This window comes from Paraburkholderia tagetis (genome assembly GCF_022213065.1).
Lineage (GTDB): Bacteria > Pseudomonadota > Gammaproteobacteria > Burkholderiales > Burkholderiaceae > Paraburkholderia > Paraburkholderia tagetis.
In genome coordinates this window covers 1-17,462 of record NZ_JAKLJA010000007.1, presented here as the reverse complement: position 1 = coordinate 17,462, position 17,462 = coordinate 1, and the positions used below count along the sequence as shown (strand labels likewise).

Sequence of the window (17,462 nt, the reverse complement as noted above, 5' to 3'; positions counted from 1 at the left end):
TGCCGCGCCTGCACCTGCTCGCACCCGCTCGCACCATATCGTTCGAAAGAACGTTGACATCGGCGGCCCGGACACCGAAGCACCACTGGGCGAACCCATGCATTTCGATCTTGTCGACCTGAAACTCTTCACGCACGTGGCGGAGGCCAGCAGCCTCACGCGCGGTGCGGAACGCGCGCATCTCTCGTTGCCCGCGGCCAGCACGCGCATCAAGAATCTCGAAGAGCAAGTCGGTGTGAAGCTGCTCTCGCGCACGAGCCAAGGCGTGACGCTCACGGCGCCCGGCGAGACGCTGCTCGCACACGCGCGGCGCGTGCTCAAGCAACTGGAGCAATTACGGGGCGACTTGCAGGAATATTCGCAGGGTGTAAAGGGTCACGTGCGCGTGTTTGCGAACACTACGGCCATGAGCGAATTCCTGCCCGCCGTGCTGCGCACCTACCTGATCAATCATCCAGACGTGTACGTCGATATTCACGAGCGGCTGAGCCCGGATATCGTGCGCGCCGTGCAGGACGGCACCATCGACATCGGCATCGTGGCCGGCGACGTGCGCACCGATGCATTGCAAGTCATGCCCTACCGTCGCGACCGCCTGGTGCTCGCAACCGCGCTCTCGCATCCGCTTGCGCAGGCGAGCGAGATCGACTTCGCGCAGACGCTCGATTACGACTTCGTGGGGCCGCCCGACGAAAGCGCGATCTACACCTTTCTCAAGCGGGCTTCGTCGGATTTGCAGCGCACGATTCGCTGGCGTATTCAGGTCAGCAACTTCGAAGCCGCGTGCCGCATGATTGAAGCGAATATCGGTATTGGGGTGCTGCCCGAGGGCACCGCGCGCCGCCATGCGCAAACCATGGCGCTCAAGATCGTGCCGCTTACCAACGAATGGGCCGTGCGCAAGCTGCAGATTTGTGTCGCTGATCGCGAAGCGCTGCCGCTTTTTGCGCGCAAGCTGGTTGATTTGCTGGTGGCCGATGGAATCGGCCGGCTCGAATGAGATTCGATGTGGTGGCTTGCGCTGGGGTTTATTTTTGCGGTTCCTGGTTTGTCGCGTTTCCTTGTTTTCGTGTCGGTCTGCTAGCGTTGCCCCTGTGCGGGGCGGCACCTACTTTTCTTTGCCGCGGCAAAGAAAAGTAGGCAAAAGAAAGCCGCTCAAACCGCCAGTGTGACGCAGTGCACCACTTGCCTTTAATCGGAGCGGTTCCGGAGCGTCTGCCACCACGCGCCGTACAACGGAGTGACTAAGGGCTCATTCCTCCGGCGGCGCTACGCGCGCCGTGGGGCATAACCCAAAACCAGAGGAATGCATACGAATCGATGCAGTGCATGCGCATTCGAGTACCCAGGCAGCACGCCTGGTTTCCCATGCATACCCGACCGCTGCGCGCGTAGCGAGCAGCGGGATGAATGACTCCTTTGTCACTCAGTTTGAAGGTGCGGGGTGACGGATGCCCCGGAACCACTTCGATCACAGGCGAGTGGTGGACGGCGTCACACCAGCGGTTTAAGCCGCTTTCTTTTGCCTACTTTTCTTTGCGGCTGCAAAGAAAAGTAGGTGCCGCCCCGCACAGGGGCAACGCTAATAGACCGACACGAAAACAAGGAAACGCGAAAAACAAGAAAACGCGACAACCAGAAAACCACACCCCATCAAATTGCATGCGCATCGCGCATCATATTACGCGCGATAACGATCTGCTGAATCTGGCTCGTGCCTTCGTAAATGCGAAACAGACGCACATCGCGATAGAAGCGCTCGATACCATAATCAGCCATATAGCCAGCGCCACCAAAAATCTGCACTGCGCGATCAGCGACACGGCCACACATCTCCGACGCAAATAGCTTCGCACACGCGGCCTCGGTGCTCACGTTCCTGCCTTCATCGCGGCGGCGCGCCGCGTCCAACACCATGCAGCGCGCGGCATAAAGCTCAGCCTGGCTATCCGCAAGCATAGCCTGCACGAGCTGAAACTCACCGACAGGCTGCCCAAACTGCTCACGCTCCATGGCATAGCGCAGTGCGTCATCGAGCATGCGCTGCGCCACCGCCACGCAAATCGCGGCAATATGAATACGCCCTTTATCGAGCACCTTCATCGCGGTCTTGAAGCCCACGCCCTCCTTGCCGCCGATGATGTTCGCGGCCGGCACCTTCACGTCCTCGAAGATCACGTCGCAAGTGTGCGCGCCCTTCTGCCCCATCTTGCGGTCGCGCTTGCCGAAGCTGATGCCCGGCGTCTTCGCATCGACGATAAATGCCGTGATGCCGCCCGCGCGCGCTTCGTCGGGATTGGTGCGCGCCATCAGCGTAAACATGCCCGCCTGCGGCGCATTCGTGATGAAGCGCTTGGTGCCGTTCACGACGTAGTGGTCGCCGTGGCGCTCGGCGCGCGTCTTGAGCGAGGCCGCGTCCGAGCCCGAGCCCGGCTCCGTGAGCGCGAAGCTCGCAATGATCTCGCCGGTCGCGAGCTTCGGCAGCCACGTGGCCTTCTGCTCTTCGGTGCCGTCGATCACGATGCCCTGCGAGCCGATGCCCACCGTCGTGCCGATAATCGAGCGAAACGCCGGCGAGGTCTTGCCGAGCTCGAACATCACGAGCACTTCTTCTTCCATCGTGAGATCAAGGCCGCCGTAGGCCTCCGGAATCGTGAGACCGAAAAGACCCATCGATTTCATGTCGTTCACGACATCGGCCGGAATCTCGTCGGTTTCCGCCACGCGCTCTTCATTCGGCACGAGACGCTCGCGCACGAAGCGCGCGACGTTGTCGAGCAGCACGTTCATCGTTTCCTGGTCGCGAATCATTATTGGCATCCCTTATCAGTTGTACGAAGGCGCGCCTTTCACCAGCAAATGCGCACAGTATCGGATCAAAGCGTGGATCAATGCGCAGATCGAAGCGCGGACTGGAGCGGCGCGCAACGCTAGCGCCGGCGCGCAGCGAGTTCGCGCAGCGGCTGCTTTTGCAGCTTGCCGCTCGCGGTCGTGGGGATCATGTCAATGGGCACGATCTGCACGGGCCGCTTGTAGGGTGACAGGCGCTCGCCGATGTAGCGTTGCAGCGCGTCGATATCGAGCGTCGCGCCTTCTTTCGGCTCCACGAACGCCACGACCTCTTCGTTGCCTTCGGCGTCGGCGCGACCCACCACGGCCGAGAGGCGCACCGCATCGTAAGTGTTGATGACCGACTCCACTTCGATCGGGTAGACGTTGAAGCCCGAGCGGATGATGAGGTCCTTCGAACGGCCCACGATAAAGAGCGCGCCATCGGTTTCGAGCCGCCCGAGGTCGCCGGTCCTGAGCCAGCCATCGGCGTCGATTGCTTCGGCCGTGAGCCCCGGCTCGCGATAGTAGCCATGCATGACGCCCGGACCGCGTACCCATAGCTCGCCCGCCTCGCCCTGCGCGACTTCGCGGCCATCGGGGCCGACGATGCGCAACTCGGCGCCTTCGACGATCTCGCCCGAGGACGTGTCCTTGCGCGGCCGGTCCATGCGCGTGATGAAGAGCGAGCCCGCGTACTCGGTCATGCCATAGCCGTGATGGAGCGGTATGCCGAAGAGCGCTTCAACCTGCTGCTTCAAGGTGGGATCGAGCGGGCCGCCGCCCGTGTAAAGGTAGCGCAGGCGCGGCGCCTGAACCGTGCCGCCGTGCTCGCGCACCCAGCCGACGATGCGCGTGAACATCGTGGGCACGCCCTGCAAGATGGAGATTTCCGAGGCGCTCAACGCCTTCACCACTTCCTCGGCCGAAAAGCGCGCGGCCAGATACAGGCTCGCGCCCGCTTCGAAGGTCGCGAGCAGCAGCGTGGCGAGGCCGAAGATGTGCGACATCGGCATGACCGCATAGGCGCAGTCAGCCGGCGTCATGTCGCGCGAAGTGGCGGAAACGTGCGCGAAATGCAGCAGCCCGCGATGCGTGGCCATCACGCCCTTGGGCTGGCCCGTCGTGCCGGACGTGTAGATGAGGAGCGCGACTTCGTGGGCCAGCGATTCGGGCTCGCGCACGGCTTGCGGGTCAGGGTCCGCCATCATCAGCGGGCCGAGCCCTTCCGGTGCGATCTCCTTCGCACGCTGGCGCACGCCGTGACGCAGCGCGTCGGGCGAGGCCCCATGCGTGAAGAGCATCAGACGCGGTCCGCAATGCGCACGGATCGTCTCGATCTCGCGCTCCGAGAGCCGCGCATTGACGACGGCCGGCCACGCGCCGATTTCCGAAAGCGCGAACAGCAGCGTGATCACGGCCGGGCAGTTCTCGGCCACGACCATCACACGGTCGCCCGTGCCCACGCCTTGCGCGCGCAAGAAGCGCTGCGCCGCCTCCACGTTGCGCCAAAGCTCGCCGAAGCCGATCTCGCGGCCCTCTTCGCGTATCGCCGTGGCCTCGGGCGCGGCCTGCGCCCAGTGCCGCGCGATGTCGCTGATTTTGTGCGCCGCCCGCGCCACCCCTGTCACCACCTTCGCCTCCTGTCTTTGCTCTGTATTTCTCGCACGACGCGCTTGCGCGCGCCGCCTCTCGACAGTTCCCAGTGTGGTGGAGCGGCGCCCAGCCAACAATTCGTTTTCAAAGAAGCCGGCATTCGTCTGGCCGAAAGTCGGCAATAGCCCGATGTTACTCCGGCTATCGGCTCGCTCAATCGTCGGCAAAACGTAATGTTTGCATTCCGGCCCCGATGTGTCCGCGCCCTGAAGCCTAATGCCTTAAAACCCTAAAGCTCGAGCACCAGCCGCTTGCCTCGCGCACGCGAGCAGCAGGTCATCATGCGCGTCTGCGTCTCGCGCTCGGCGCGCGTGAGCACCACGTCGCGATGATCGATTTCGCCCGCCAGCACGCGCACCTCGCACGATCCGCACAGGCCTTCCTCGCAGTCGCTCTGCACGTCGATATTCGCGCGGCGCAGCGCTTCGAGCACGGTCTGGTCCGCGGCCACCTCCAGCACAACGCCGGAGTCCTTGAGCTCGACTTCGAAGGCGTGCTCGTTCGCCGGATCGAGCTTGCCCGCGCTCGCGGCGAAGTGCTCCATGCGCAAGGCGTCTTCGGGCCACGCGGCGCTGGCTGCCGTTAGCGCATCGAGCATGCGCGCCGGGCCGCATGCATAGACGCGTGTATGCCCGTCCACGCACAGCGCGCCGAAATCGTTGCGCGCGCCTTCTTCGGAGACGTAGAGGCGCAGTCGTTCGCCATGCAGCCTCGCGAGCGCCTCGACGAATGCCATGGTGCGGCGCGAGCGGCCGCTATAGTGCAGTTCGTAGTCGATGCCGAGTTCGCGCGCACGGCGCGCCATTGCGCTGATCGGCGTGATGCCGATGCCGCCCGCGATGAAAATCGCCCTCTGCTGCGCTCCGTGCACTTCGCGTGCCTCATCGAGCCGGAAATGATTGCGCGGGCCGCGGATTCTCAGGCGCATGCCTTCGCGCAGCATGTCGTGGATCCACGCCGAACCGCCACGGCTCCGCGTTTCGCGCAGCACGGCGATTTCGAACGCGCCGGTATCGGCGGGGTCGCCGCACAGCGAATACTGGCGCGACAGGACACCATCGCCACTCACACCACCCTTGCCATATTCGCCGCATTCCACGTCGATATGCGCGCCGGGCGTCCAGCGCGGCAACGTTGCGCCATCGGGCGCGGCAAGGCGCAGCCGCACGATGCCATCCGCCACGGTGTCCACGCGCTCGACCACCACGGGGCGGCTCAACGCATGCGACGACGGCTCGCCTATGCGTACCGGCGCCTGCCCGCACCGCAACGCGGGATTCTTGCGCTCGGGGTTTTGCGCCGGGTCCCATTGCACCCAGAGATGCTCTGGACCCCGAAACGACGTATTGGGCACGTAGGTCAACTTCTGTTCGGCAAGCCGCATATGCGGCAACCGGCGCGTGAATTCCTCCAGAAAAATCTGCATCTCCATGCGCGCGAGATTTTTGCCCATGCACTGGTGCGCGCCATAGCCGAACGTGACGTGGTCGCTCGCATTGTCGCGGCGGATATCGAACAGATCGGCATCGGCGAAATGGTGCTCGTCGTGATTCGCCGACGACGTCACGATCAAAAGCTTCGAGCCCGCCGGAATCTCGATGCCGCCGATCTGCACGTCCTTCGTCGCGAGCCGCCGCCACGCCGCGATCGAGCCGTTGTGGCGCAGGCATTCCTCCACCGCGTTCGGGATCAGGCTCGGGTCTTCGCACAGCTCGCGCCACGCGCGCGGATGCTCGAGCAGCAGCTTCATCGCATTGGCCGTGGCGTTGGCCGTGGTTTCGTGCGCGGCCACGATGCCCGCCATCATCATCGAATGCAGATAGGAGTCCGTGACGACTTCGGGATGCGCCTGCTGCTTGCGGATGCCGTATTGCATCCAGCCGTGGCCATCGGGGTTCTGGCGCATCTTCTCGAGCACCTTGCCCGCGAACTGCCAGAAGTTGCCCACCGCGTGCGCCACCGCGACCTGCTCTTCGGGGCGCGGGCGCCCCCAGGTGTTGACCGTGTGCGCAATCGAGTAGCGGCGCAGCATGTCCATGTCTTCTTCGGGCACGCCGAGAAAATGCAGCGCCACCGTGAGCGGCACCTCCCAGAGCATTTCGTCGACGAGATCGGCGCGGCCCGTATCGATGAAACGGTCGACGTATTCGCGCGCGAGGCGCCGCACCAGGGGTTCATGCCGCTTGAGATGCTCGGGCGTGAACGGCTCCATCAGCACGCGGCGGCGCGGCATGTGCGCGGGCTCGTCTTCGTTCACGAGCGTGCGGTTCATCGCGTAGCCATACGACTCGAGCACCGCGTTGGCCTCGGGCCCCGTGGGCGTGATCTTTTCGAGCGCGATGGAGGGCGAGAACGTGAGGTTGTCGCGGAAGATCGCCTTGATGTCGGCGTAGCGCGTGACCACCCAGTAGCCGAGCTGCGGGCTGTAGAACACGGGCTCCTGCTCGCGCGCCCAGCGCACGTATTCGGGCGGGTCCTGCTGGTAGGCGTCGCTGAACGGGTCGAACGCCGCCGCGTTCGCGCTCACCGGGCAGCGCGCCGCGTCAGGGGCCGCGGGCATGGCATGCCTCGCATGCACCGTGTCGGCGGCAAAGGGGCAGCGCCCGGCCGCCGTGCCCGTGGGCTGGAAATCGGAATCGGAATCGGGAGACTGCGCAGTGCTCTCGCGGGGTGTCTCGCTCATGGTGCCGCCTCCTGCATTTTTTGCGATGATGCCAATTTGCGTAACTCTAGTACGCATTGCGTAACGCCAAGATTGGGGTTAACCTCCACGCATGCCGCCGCGCGCTTGGGCCAGGCGGCCTCTCCAGAATCGCCCCATGATCAAAAAGACCGCATCCGCGACACCCGCATCCGCCGCCGCGCACGGCATCGCGAGCAAGAAGCCATCCCGCCCTCGCGCGTCTGCGTCTGACGCGCCCGCCACTTCCGCCATTTCCGGCACTGCCACGTCTGCCGGTGCCGCGACGCGCGAGCGCCGCCAGCGCGTGCAGTCCGCGCAAACCGGCATGGCCGTGCTCAAGGGCCTCGCGCGCCTGGGCGGCCGCGCGAGCCTCTCGGGTCTCGCGGGCTACGTGGACGAAAGCCCTGCCAAGGTGCATCGCTATCTGGTGAGTCTCATCGAGGAAGGGCTCGTCGCGCAGGACGGCGCGACACAGCAGTACCTGCTCGGCGCCGAGGCCATGATGATCGGCGTGGCCGCCATGCGCCAGGCCGATCCCGTGCGTGCGGCCGAGCCCGCGCTCGTGCGGCTGCGCGAGGCGCTGGAGGTCACCTCGTTCGTCGCCGTGATGGGCAACATGGGGCCCACGATCGTGCGCTTCGAGGAGCCGGGGCTGCCGGTCACCGTGAATGTGCGCGTGGGGTCGGTGCTGTCGCTGCTGTGGTCGTCCACGGGCCGCGTCTTTCTCGGGCTGCTGGACGACTCGCGCATGCTCGCGCTGGCGCAGGAAGAATTCGCGCATGCTGCCCCCGCGCTGCGCGCGCTGCTCGACAGGGATGGAACGGGCGATGAAGCACGCCGTGAAGTACGCCATGAAGTACGCCATGAAGTACGCCATGAAGTACGCCATGAAGCACGCCATGAAGCACGCCATGAAGCACGCCATGAAGCGGGTCATGAAGCGTGCGGAGAAGCGAACGAGGAAGCGAACAACGAAGCGCGCAATGAAAAGCGCGACCACGCCGCAGTCGACGCATTGCGCCGCGCGGTGCAGGCAGAACTGCATACGCACGGCTGCGCGAGCGTGAAGGACACGAATCTCAAGGGCATCAGCGCCGTGTCCGCGCCGCTCTTCAATCACAGCGGCAGGGTCTGCGCAGTGCTCACGGCGCTCGGCGCGACCGGCGGCTTCGACGCCTCGCCCGAGGGCGCCGTGGCTCTTGCGCTGCGCCGCGAAGCAATGGCTGCGAGCGCCCTGCTCGGCTACCTGCTGCCGGACGCCCGGCCCGAGTGAGCAGCTCCGGATTGCGCGGCACGCCAAGCGCCTCGAACTGGAAATCCGCGAGGAGCGGATGCGCGCCGTCTGGAGCCGCGCAAGGTCAGGCAGCCCGTGTGACGAACACGTGAAAAGCGCTGCTGTTCTCCCGTCAAAACAGGTGCATCGTTCAAATGCGCTAAGGACATGCACGCCACCGCAAGACTTGTCCAGCGCACGCCGAAGATGAGCGACATGCGAGCGCCTTATATACGCGCGCTCGAAGGGTGCCCGCGGGATGCCTACGCGAAGGCTACGTTTTACGCTCGCGTCACGGCGAGGGGCTATCATGTGCGTTCGAACTGTAGATGGAACGAACGAATCACATGGCCTCCCCCCAGGAAAACGTCAGCATGGCGGTGTTCTGCGACTTCGAGAACGTCGCGCTCGGCGTGCGCGACGCGAAGATCGACCGCTTCGATATCAAGCCCGTGCTCGAGCGGCTCTTGCTCAAGGGCAGCATCGTCGTGAAGAAGGCCTATTGCGACTGGGACCGCTACAAGGGCTTCAAGGCGTCGATGCACGAAGCGAGCTTCGAGCTCATCGAAATTCCGCACGTGCGCCAGTCAGGCAAGAATTCCGCCGATATCCGGCTCGTCGTGGACGCGCTCGATCTCTGCTATACGAAGTCGCATGTGGATACCTTCGTGATCGTGAGCGGCGACTCCGACTTCTCGCCGCTCGTCTCCAAGCTGCGCGAAAACGCCAAGAAGGTGATCGGCGTGGGCGTGAAGCATTCCACCTCGGACCTGCTCGTCGCGAACTGCGACGAGTTCATCTTCTACGACGACCTCGTGCGTGAACTCATGCGCGAGCAAAAGGAGCGCGCCAAGGCTCGCGGCGAAGGCGGCGCGAACGCGAAGCGCCAGGCCAGCGACGAGCGGCGCAACGCGGCCGAGAGCACCGAGGAGCGCGGTGAAGACCGTGGCGAGGAGCGCAAGTCCAAAGCGATCACGCTAGTGGTCGAGACGCTCGATGCGCTCGGCTACGAGCGTGGCGACAGCGGCAAGATCTGGGCATCGGTGCTCAAGAGCGCCATCAAGCGGCGGCGCCCCGACTTCAACGAGGCGCGCTATGGCTTTCGCGCGTTCGGCAACCTGCTCGAAGAAGCACAGGCGCGCGGCCTGCTCGAAGTGGGCCGCGACGAGAAGTCGGGCACCTACGTGATGCGCACGAGCCAACCCACCAGTACCGCACCTGCGAGCCCCGCCGAGGAAGCGCCGGCGCCGCGCGCCGAGGAAACGCGCTCGCGCCGCAAGGGCCGGCGCGGCGGCCGCGGCGCGGCTGCTGCGGGCGAGAATGGGCACGACCAGGCACGCGCAGCGAACGAGACGAACGAAGCGCACGAGATGCGCGAGACGCATGAGCCGGTCGAAAGAGGAGCCGAAGAGCACGTGTCGTTTGCATTCGAGCACACGCGCGAGTCCGAAGCCTCCGCCACGATGTCGAACGGCGACCTCTTCACCGAAGCGGCCGGGGCGCCGTCGCACGGCGCGCATGCACGCGGGCATGCCCGGACGCATAAGCACGACGAAGCGCGGCACTCAGCCGACATGCCGCTCTTCGGGCAACCGCCACGCGGCACGCACGAGCATGTGGCCGCCGATGCACCCGCCGGGGAGCATCAAGCACCCGACGCCGCCTCCGAAGCACCCGAATCGTCCGAGGCACCCGAGGTACCACGACGTGCGCGCAAGACCGCATCGCGCAAGAGCACGGCACGCAAGAAGGCAGCCCGGCCCGCCGCACAGGACGCTCACGCCGAGCCGCGCGATGTGACGGAGCCGCCCGCGCACGAAGCCGGTTCGGACGGTGAACCCGCCACGAAGAAAGCAAAAGCGCCGAAGAAGACCCCGGCGCGGGCACGCCGCCCGCGCAAGGCAGCGGAAGAAAGCTGATCGCCGCGAGGCGACGCACCAGGTAACGTGCGAGGCAACGTGCAAAGCAGCGTCGTCAGTCGTCGCCAAACGGGTTCGCCTTGGGCTTGCGCGGCGGCGGCTCGTTTGCGCTTTCCTTTGGTGATGAAGGGCTCGCGAACGGATCGGCGCTCGCCTTCGACGGGTTCGAGCGGCTCGGCGGCTTCGCCTCGTCAAATGGATTTGCTTCCGGTACAGGCCTGGGCTCGCCGAACGGATCGGCGCGCTCTGGAGCGTGCGTGCCGCCGAACGGGTCCTCGGCCGCAGGGCGCGGCGCCTCGCGCTCCTCCCCCGCCTGCGCAGCGAGGTTGTACTCCGCCTGCACCTGCGCGAGCACACTGGCGATGCTCGTCTCGAACCCCGCCGCGTTGCCGAAATTGCGCATCGTCCAGTTACAGCCCGCGCGGTCGGGCGTCTGTAATTGCGGGCGCGGCACGCCGATCTTCACGCCATCGTCCACAATTTCCTGCAATCGGTGGATCCGGCGTTTCACTTCCTCCTGCAGCCGCGACGCGTTGAGTGTCTTGCGCAGCATCGGCACCTCCTCCTTTTCCGTGCTCGAACCGGTGACTAGTTAGCGCGCCGCCAGCCATACCAGGGTCAGCGATCTCACCCCCTGTGCGCCCTGAATGAGCACGCCCTCGATATCGGCCGTCGCGGACGGTCCCGTCACCAGCGCCGCGTAACGTGCATTGCGAAAATCGTCGCGCCGGTAGGCATCCTGAAGACCCGCCACAAGTTCGTCCGGATCGAGCAGCACGTAAAGATGCTGCACGAGGTAACCCAGCGCGTTCACCCCATACTCGCGCTCGGAGAGCCACACCGAGCCCGTCTCCGCCACGCCAAAGCGTGCGCGCACGACGCCCACTTCCACGTTTTCCAGCGACACGGGCGGTGTGGCGGCATCGAGCGCGAGCGTGCCCGGCACCTCGAGCGCCGCCGATGCGATAGATACCTGCGCGCCGAAGCGCTCGCGTATCAGCGCGAGCACGGCCTCGCCCGATTCGGCCTGCGCTTGCTTCCCGCCCATCAACTCGAGCGCGGCGCCAAAGCGCGCGCGCAATTCGCCGGGCGGCGCATCGAACAACGGCACCTCGGGCAAGTCCTGAGCCGGGGGCTGGGCGGCGCGCACGCGCGCGAGGAACGCTTCACGGCTCGCCATCGCCGCCTCCTTCCTTGCGCGCCTGGCCACCGTCATCGTCTTTGCGGTTCGTGCCGGTCTTGCGATTCTTGCGGTACCACGCATGAAAAGTGGTGGACGGCGCATGCGGCAGCGCACGCTGCCGGCCCCAGATATTGAGCGGGTTATAGAGCACGAAATTGGGCAGGCGCCGCAGCGCGCCGTCGAGCGACGACACAGCCGCGCGATATAGCTTCGGACTCGCAAGCAATCGCCCCGCCATCTTGAGCACCTCCTGCTTCACGAACGGCACTTCGTGCTGCGCGGCGATCACCTCGCGCCATTGGTAGATCTGCTCGTGAATGTTGATCTTCACAGGGCACACGTTTGTGCAACTGCCGTTGAGCGTGGACGCGAACGGCAACGCGCTGAAGCGCTTCAAATCGAAGGTCGGATTGATGATCGCGCCAATCGGCCCCGCATAGGTGCTGCCATACGAGAGCCCGCCGCTGCGCCGGTAGACCGGGCAGGTGTTCATGCAGGCGCCGCAGCGGATGCACTTGAGCGAGTACCAGAAGTCCGGCATCGCAAGGCGTGCGCTGCGGCCGTTGTCGACGAGGATGAAATGCATTTCTGCGCCCTCGCGCGGTGCGCGGAAATGCGAGGTGTATTGCGTGATCGGCGAGCCCAGCGCGCTGCGCGAGAGCATGCGGATAAACACGCCGAGATCGGATACGCGCGGAATCAGCTTCTCGATGCCCATCGAAACGATGTGCAGCGGCGGCACATTGGCCGAGAGATCGGCGTTGCCTTCGTTGGTGCAGACCACCACCGTGCCGGTCTCGGCCACCGCGAAATTGCAGCCCGTCATGCCCGCCGTCTTCTCGCGCACGAACCACGGGCGCGTATTCATGCGCTGGCTCTCGGCCAGATAGTGGATATCGTTGTTCGACGCATCGGTGCCGATCGTGCGGCCGAACACTTCGGCCACGTCGTCGCGCAGCTTGTGCACGGCGGGCACGACGATATGGCTCGGCGGCTGGCCATCGAGTTGCTGGATGCGCTCGCCGAGATCGGTTTCCATCACCGCAATGCCGCGCTGCTCGAGGTACGCACGCATTTCGCACTCGTCCGTGAGCATCGACTTGCTCTTCACGAGCGCCGTCATGCCGCGCTCGCTCAGGATGCGAAAGACCGTCTCGTTGTGTTCGCCCGCCGTATCGGCCCAGTGCACCTGCACGCCGTTCGCCTCGGCGGTGCGCGAGAACTGGTCGAGATAGTCGGCCAGATGCGAAAGCGTGTGCGCCTTGATGGCCGACGCGAGTTCGCGCAACGTCTCCCATTCGGCAATGGCATGCGCCTGCGCATCGCGCTTCGTGCGCAAGTCCCAGAGCCGCTTGTCGTGGAAATCGACATGCTCGGAGTGCGCAAGAAACGCGTCCGCGAGCTTCGCGTGCTCGACCCGCTTCGGGCGATCGTTGGGCGCGCTCATTCGCGCGCTCCGTTGAGCACCTGAGCGATATGGATGAAGCGCACGTCGGACTGCATGCGCTCCGCGCAGCCCTGCTGATGCATGAGGCACGACATGTCGCCCGAGACGATGTATTGCGCGCCCGCGCTCACGTGGTCGACGATCTTGTCCTGCCCCATGCGCACGGACACCGCTTCTTCGGTCACCGCGAACGTGCCGCCGAAACCGCAGCATTCGTCGGGACGTTTGGGTTGCACGAACTCGATGCCCTTCACGGCCTGCAACAACGCGAGCGGTTTCGAAAAGGACTTGCCCGCCACTTCGGATACCGAGGCCTCGTGCAAATGGCGCAGCGCGCTGCAACTGTTGTGCAGGCCCACGCGCCACGGAAATTCGGCCCACGGAAATTCGCGCACGCGCAGCACATCGTGCAGGAACTCGACAAGCTCGAAGGTATTGGTGCGCACGCGCCGCACGGCGTCGGTCTGCTCGATGGCGGTGAAATGATCGCGCACGTGATTCACGCAGCTCGCGGACGGTCCGACGATAAAGTCATAGCCCTCGAAGGCGCGCGCGAACACGCGCTCCGCGCCAGCCGCCTCGGCCCGCGCGCCGCTGTTGGCCATGGGCTGGCCGCAGCAGGTCTGATCGAGCGGATAGTCGACCTCGCAGCCAAGCCGCTCCAGCAATTCGAGCGTCGCGATCCCAACCTCGGGATAGAACGCGTCGATGAAGCACGGGACAAAAAGGGCGACTTTCATGCGAGGGCTCGCGCGAGGAAAGCGGACCGGCCCATTCTAGCGCCGATCCGCCCGGCAGGCGCGCGAGCCGGACCGGGTGCCGTCGGCTGCAATGCCGCGCTGGCCGCGCTGGCCGCGCTGGCCGCCAACCTGCTCGTGCCTGCTCTTCTGCCGCTCCGCTCAATTGCCGCGCCGCAGCGAGACTGCCGACTGCCCTTGCTGCCCTCACTGCCGCGTGCCCGCCGCCCATGGGCGGACACGCGCCCGTTCAGAAGTTGTGGCGAATGCCCGCGATGACCGCCAATTGCTTGTCGGTATCCGAGTTCACGAGATTCGGAATCTGCGCGAAGTTGCGCGTACTGCCGCCAGCAGCGTCGATACCGAGCCCGGCACCCGAAGACTTCTGGCCGATCGCCACGGCATAGAGCGCCGTGCGCTTCGAGAGGTTGTACACCGCGCCCAGGTTGATCTGATGGATGCGCGTGGACGAACCCTGATCGGGATGCGCGTCGTTGAAGATATACGCAAAGCCGAATTGCAGGGCCGGCGAGAACTGCCACATCGTATTGAGCTCGGCGATATCGAACGAGATATTTGCGCCCCGTGGCTGCGCGGTGCTCGCGAAATACTGACTCTGCGAAAGCCGCGTATGCGTGTAGCTGAGTGCGATCGTCACCTTGTCGAACGCATACGAACCTCCCGCACCGTAGATATCGATCTTCTGTGCATTCTGTAATTCGCAATACGAAGCATCGGCGTTCGCGCAGCTAAGGTCGCCAATATAGCCGGCCTCCCCGCCCAGCGCCGCCTGGAGCGGATTGTGCAGTTGCAGGTAGCCCGCCGAAAGCGAGAGCGGCCCGTGCGTGTAGTTCGCCGCGAGCGACCAGCCGCGGTTCTGCGAGAAATTGCCCGCCACGCCGCCGAGGCTGAACAAGCCGCCCAGCGTCAAGCCGCCGAAGCTCGGGCTCACATACTTGATCGAGTTATTGAAGTTGAATGCTTCGTTGAGGTTGTCGACGTCGCCGAAGTGCGAGCCGTAGAGCGTCGCCCAGTTGTTGCTCGACGCATAGGCGCCCATGTTGTCGGAGAACGGGTCGTACTGGCGGCCGAGCGTGAGCGTGCCGTAGTTCGCGTTCGCCACGCCCACCCACGCGTTGCGGTTAAAGAGCGTGCCGCCCTGCAGCAACGCGCCGTTCTGCGTGAAGATGCTGTTTTCCAGCGTGAAGTTCACCGTGGTGCCGCCGCCGATGTCCTCGCTGCCGGTCAGGCCCCAGCGCGACGGCACGAGGTTGCCGCCGCCCAGTTGCCAGTTTGAATGGCCATCGGTGCGGCCATCCGCGTGCGTGGTCTGCTGATTCGTCGAATAGACGATGCCGGCGTCCACCGTGCCGAACAGCGTGACCGAAGACTGGGCGCGAGCGCCCTGCGAGAAAGCGGCGAGCGTGGCGAGCGCGCACGAAGCCAGCGCCATGCGTCTGACGAGTTGGTTTGCCATGTCGATATCTTTCGTTTCTAAGTGAGAGATCGCGCAAGCGGTGCGGCCGCCACGTAATACACAGCGGGAGCACAACGGACGCGCGCGACCAGGCCGCGGCGCGGCTTGGAAGCGCGCACCGCGTGCGGTTGGACTGCCTGGAAAATGCGTGGAAAATGCGTGGAAGTTGCGTGGAAAGCGCGTGGAAAACGAAGTGCGCGATGCCGGGCCTGCCCTGCGCGTCGGGGCCCTGCGCTACTGGCCGAAGCGCGCGTAGATATGCGGCCGGCTACGCTTGAACACGAAGCCGAGCGCAATGCCGAACAGCGCCACCGCGAGCACGATCCACGGGAACGCCCGCACGATGGCGCTATCGGAGCCGGAGAGCGCGTCCAGATTGCCGATCAGCACGAAGCCGATCCACAAGAGGCCCAGGCCGCCCAGCACGGGTGCGACGAGCGCATGCCACACCCGTGTGTCCTTTTTCGTGGCGCGGAAGAAGGCCGCCACCGAGAAACTCGTCACCGCTTGCAGCATCACGATGCCGATGGTGCCGAGCGCCGACGTGCAACTGAACACGATGTTGAACGGATCGGCGCCCGCGATCACATAGAGCCCCACCGGCACCGCCACCGAGAGCGTTTGCAGATAGCTCGCGCGATACGGCGAGCCATACTTCGCATGTAGACGGTCGAGCTTCGCGGGCAGGATGCCCTCCACAGAAAGCGCGTGGATGTAGCGCACGATGGTGTTGTGAAACGAGAGCAGGCTCGCGAAGATGCTCGAGAGCAGCAGGAAGCTCATCGTCGTGGTCATCGCACCGCCCAGGTACTTCGTGGACTGGATGAACCAGAAGTCGCCCGGCTGCTTCGTGGCCACGTCGGCCACGTCCTTCAGGCCATAGGCGCACACGATGGCCCACGTGACGAACGCGAAGAACACGAGAATCAGCGTGACCGACACATAGGTCGCGCGCGGCACCGTGACCTTCGGATCGCGGCACTCCTTGCCGTAGATCGCGGTGGCTTCGAAGCCAATGAACGACGCGAGCGCGAACATCACGGCGATGCCCATGTGGCCGCTGAACACGTGCTTCGGTGCGAACGGCGCGAGCGTGAGGCCGTCCGGGCCGCCATGATGGATCACGATGGTGATCGAGAGCACGAGCAGGATGCCCATTTCAAGGCTCATCAGCACGCCAAGCAAGCGGCTGTTCAAGTCGATGCCGCGCAGGCCCGTCACCTGCACGATGGCGATGCAGGCAAACGAAAAGGCGTACCACGGCATCGTGCTGTGCAAGAGCGGCCCGAGCACGACCGTGCAGAAGAAGCCGAACAGACCGTACAGCGCGATCTGGATGCAGGTGTACGAGAGCAGCGCGACGAGCGCGCCCGCCATGCCGAGCGGCCGGCCGAAGCCCGCCGTGATGTACGCGTAGAACGCACCGGCGCGCACGATATGCCGGCTCATCGAAGCAAAGCCGACGCTGAACACGAGCAGCACGACGCCCGCGATCACGAAGGCGCCGGGAATGCCCGCACCGTTGCCAAGGCTGATGGCGGGCGGCACTGCGCCGAGCATGCCGGTGAGCGGCGCGGCCGCCGAGATCACGAGAAACACGATCTGCCACAAGCCGAGCAGGCTGCGTTGCGGCGCGGCGGCATCATCTGCCCCGGCGCCGCCCGCGAGTCCTGCTGGCGCGACGGGTATTTGCGGTTCGTTCATCGTTGCCTCTGGTGGTGTCTTTTTGGGGTTGCGCCGTGTGGCACGATGAAAGATCGTGTGCCTACTGGCGCTCGGGGAAACGAATCTCGTGCACTCGATCAGGAGATTCGATATGAGCGCATGGTAGGCAGTTAAAAATATCGGTGACCTGGCTGATCGCGCCAAATTTTCGATAAATTGCGCCAACGTAACTGGGGGTTTTTACTTAAGGCGCTGATGGCGCGCCGGTAAGGTACTTTTAGCGCCAATCGCTATCCGGGTTGCCGTTCTGAAAATGGATTCGGATGACGAATTAGTTAGCCGGCCTCCTTTGTTTTGCATTCTTTCTATAAGCCATCAGTTTTATTACGTTTTTGAATGTCGCGTTTCCTTGTTTTCGTGTCGGTCTGCTAGCGTTGCCCCTGTGCGGGGCGGCCCCTACTTTTCTTTGCCGCTGTGTACAGACTGGAGACATAGCTGACAGGTGTACGAGGACATGGTTGACACTTTCGGGCAGTCCAACGCCCGGATCCAATCATGCCCTGGAACGTAAAAGACACCATGAGCCTCAGACA

General features: G+C 64.6%; 11 protein-coding genes and 1 pseudogene. 3 read left to right on the top strand and 9 right to left on the bottom strand.

What is annotated here, in order from left to right; all coding sequences use genetic code 11:
- The first annotated feature begins 97 nt into the window (after positions 1-97).
- Entirely contained in the window at positions 98-1,000 is a 903-nt protein-coding gene (locus L5014_RS11380; protein ID WP_238463729.1) for a LysR substrate-binding domain-containing protein, read from the top strand.
- Positions 1,001-1,653: 653 nt separating this feature from the next.
- On the opposite strand, the gene L5014_RS11375 is transcribed toward L5014_RS11380, so the two are convergent.
- The 3 genes from L5014_RS11375 to L5014_RS11365 all read right to left on the bottom strand — a co-directional run bounded on the left by L5014_RS11375 (position 1,654) and on the right by L5014_RS11365 (position 7,045).
- Positions 1,654-2,811, bottom strand: a complete 1,158-nt coding sequence (locus L5014_RS11375; protein WP_238463728.1) for an acyl-CoA dehydrogenase family protein — start codon at positions 2,809-2,811, stop codon at positions 1,654-1,656.
- A 119-nt stretch (positions 2,812-2,930) separates the two neighbouring features.
- Complete coding sequence (locus L5014_RS11370) at positions 2,931-4,460, bottom strand: class I adenylate-forming enzyme family protein (RefSeq protein ID WP_238463917.1); 1,530 nt, start codon at positions 4,458-4,460, stop codon at positions 2,931-2,933.
- Positions 4,461-4,714: 254 nt separating this feature from the next.
- Entirely contained in the window at positions 4,715-7,045 is a 2,331-nt protein-coding gene (locus L5014_RS11365) for a cytochrome P450/oxidoreductase (protein WP_238463915.1), read from the bottom strand.
- Positions 7,046-7,304: 259 nt separating this feature from the next.
- Between L5014_RS11365 and L5014_RS11360 the strand changes: the two genes are divergently transcribed.
- Positions 7,305-8,441, top strand: coding sequence for an IclR family transcriptional regulator (locus L5014_RS11360; RefSeq protein ID WP_238463727.1), 1,137 nt, complete (start codon positions 7,305-7,307; stop codon positions 8,439-8,441).
- 347 nt (positions 8,442-8,788) lie between these two features.
- Entirely contained in the window at positions 8,789-10,360 is a 1,572-nt protein-coding gene (locus L5014_RS11355) for an NYN domain-containing protein (protein ID WP_238463726.1), read from the top strand.
- Positions 10,361-10,673: 313 nt separating this feature from the next.
- Here L5014_RS11355 and L5014_RS11350 read toward each other — a convergent pair.
- The 6 genes and pseudogenes from L5014_RS11350 to L5014_RS11325 form a co-directional block, all read right to left on the bottom strand.
- A pseudogene (locus tag L5014_RS11350) lies at positions 10,674-10,913 on the bottom strand (hypothetical protein); the annotation flags it as partial.
- A 39-nt stretch (positions 10,914-10,952) separates the two neighbouring features.
- Positions 10,953-11,540: a LutC/YkgG family protein gene (locus L5014_RS11345; protein ID WP_238463725.1), complete on the bottom strand. Its 588-nt coding sequence runs from the start codon at positions 11,538-11,540 to the stop codon at positions 10,953-10,955.
- Positions 11,527-12,990, bottom strand: coding sequence for a lactate utilization protein B (locus L5014_RS11340; RefSeq protein WP_238463724.1), 1,464 nt, complete (start codon positions 12,988-12,990; stop codon positions 11,527-11,529). The genes L5014_RS11345 and L5014_RS11340 overlap by 14 nt, the downstream gene beginning before the upstream one ends.
- Positions 12,987-13,730 carry a (Fe-S)-binding protein gene (locus tag L5014_RS11335; RefSeq protein WP_238463723.1) on the bottom strand — a complete coding sequence of 248 codons (744 nt, stop codon included), beginning with the start codon at positions 13,728-13,730 and terminating at the stop codon, positions 12,987-12,989. The genes L5014_RS11340 and L5014_RS11335 overlap by 4 nt, the downstream gene beginning before the upstream one ends.
- Before the next feature lie 247 nt (positions 13,731-13,977).
- Positions 13,978-15,204: a porin gene (locus tag L5014_RS11330; protein ID WP_238463722.1), complete on the bottom strand. Its 1,227-nt coding sequence runs from the start codon at positions 15,202-15,204 to the stop codon at positions 13,978-13,980.
- 234 nt (positions 15,205-15,438) lie between these two features.
- Positions 15,439-16,908, bottom strand: a complete 1,470-nt coding sequence (locus tag L5014_RS11325; RefSeq protein WP_238463721.1) for an APC family permease — start codon at positions 16,906-16,908, stop codon at positions 15,439-15,441.
- Between the last annotated feature and the right edge of the window lie 554 nt (positions 16,909-17,462).

Coding starts and splice junctions, on each gene's coding strand:
- L5014_RS11345 (WP_238463725.1), bottom strand. CDS start 11,540: ATGGCGAGCCGTGAAGCGTTCCTCGCGCGCGTGCGCGCCGCCCAGCCC.
- L5014_RS11375 (WP_238463728.1), bottom strand. CDS start 2,811: ATGATTCGCGACCAGGAAACGATGAACGTGCTGCTCGACAACGTCGCG.
- L5014_RS11360 (WP_238463727.1), top strand. CDS start 7,305: ATGATCAAAAAGACCGCATCCGCGACACCCGCATCCGCCGCCGCGCAC.
- L5014_RS11365 (WP_238463915.1), bottom strand. CDS start 7,045: ATGCCCGCGGCCCCTGACGCGGCGCGCTGCCCGGTGAGCGCGAACGCG.
- L5014_RS11330 (WP_238463722.1), bottom strand. CDS start 15,204: ATGGCAAACCAACTCGTCAGACGCATGGCGCTGGCTTCGTGCGCGCTC.
- L5014_RS11380 (WP_238463729.1), top strand. CDS start 98: ATGCATTTCGATCTTGTCGACCTGAAACTCTTCACGCACGTGGCGGAG.
- L5014_RS11325 (WP_238463721.1), bottom strand. CDS start 16,908: ATGAACGAACCGCAAATACCCGTCGCGCCAGCAGGACTCGCGGGCGGC.
- L5014_RS11355 (WP_238463726.1), top strand. CDS start 8,789: ATGGCCTCCCCCCAGGAAAACGTCAGCATGGCGGTGTTCTGCGACTTC.
- L5014_RS11340 (WP_238463724.1), bottom strand. CDS start 12,990: ATGAGCGCGCCCAACGATCGCCCGAAGCGGGTCGAGCACGCGAAGCTC.
- L5014_RS11335 (WP_238463723.1), bottom strand. CDS start 13,730: ATGAAAGTCGCCCTTTTTGTCCCGTGCTTCATCGACGCGTTCTATCCC.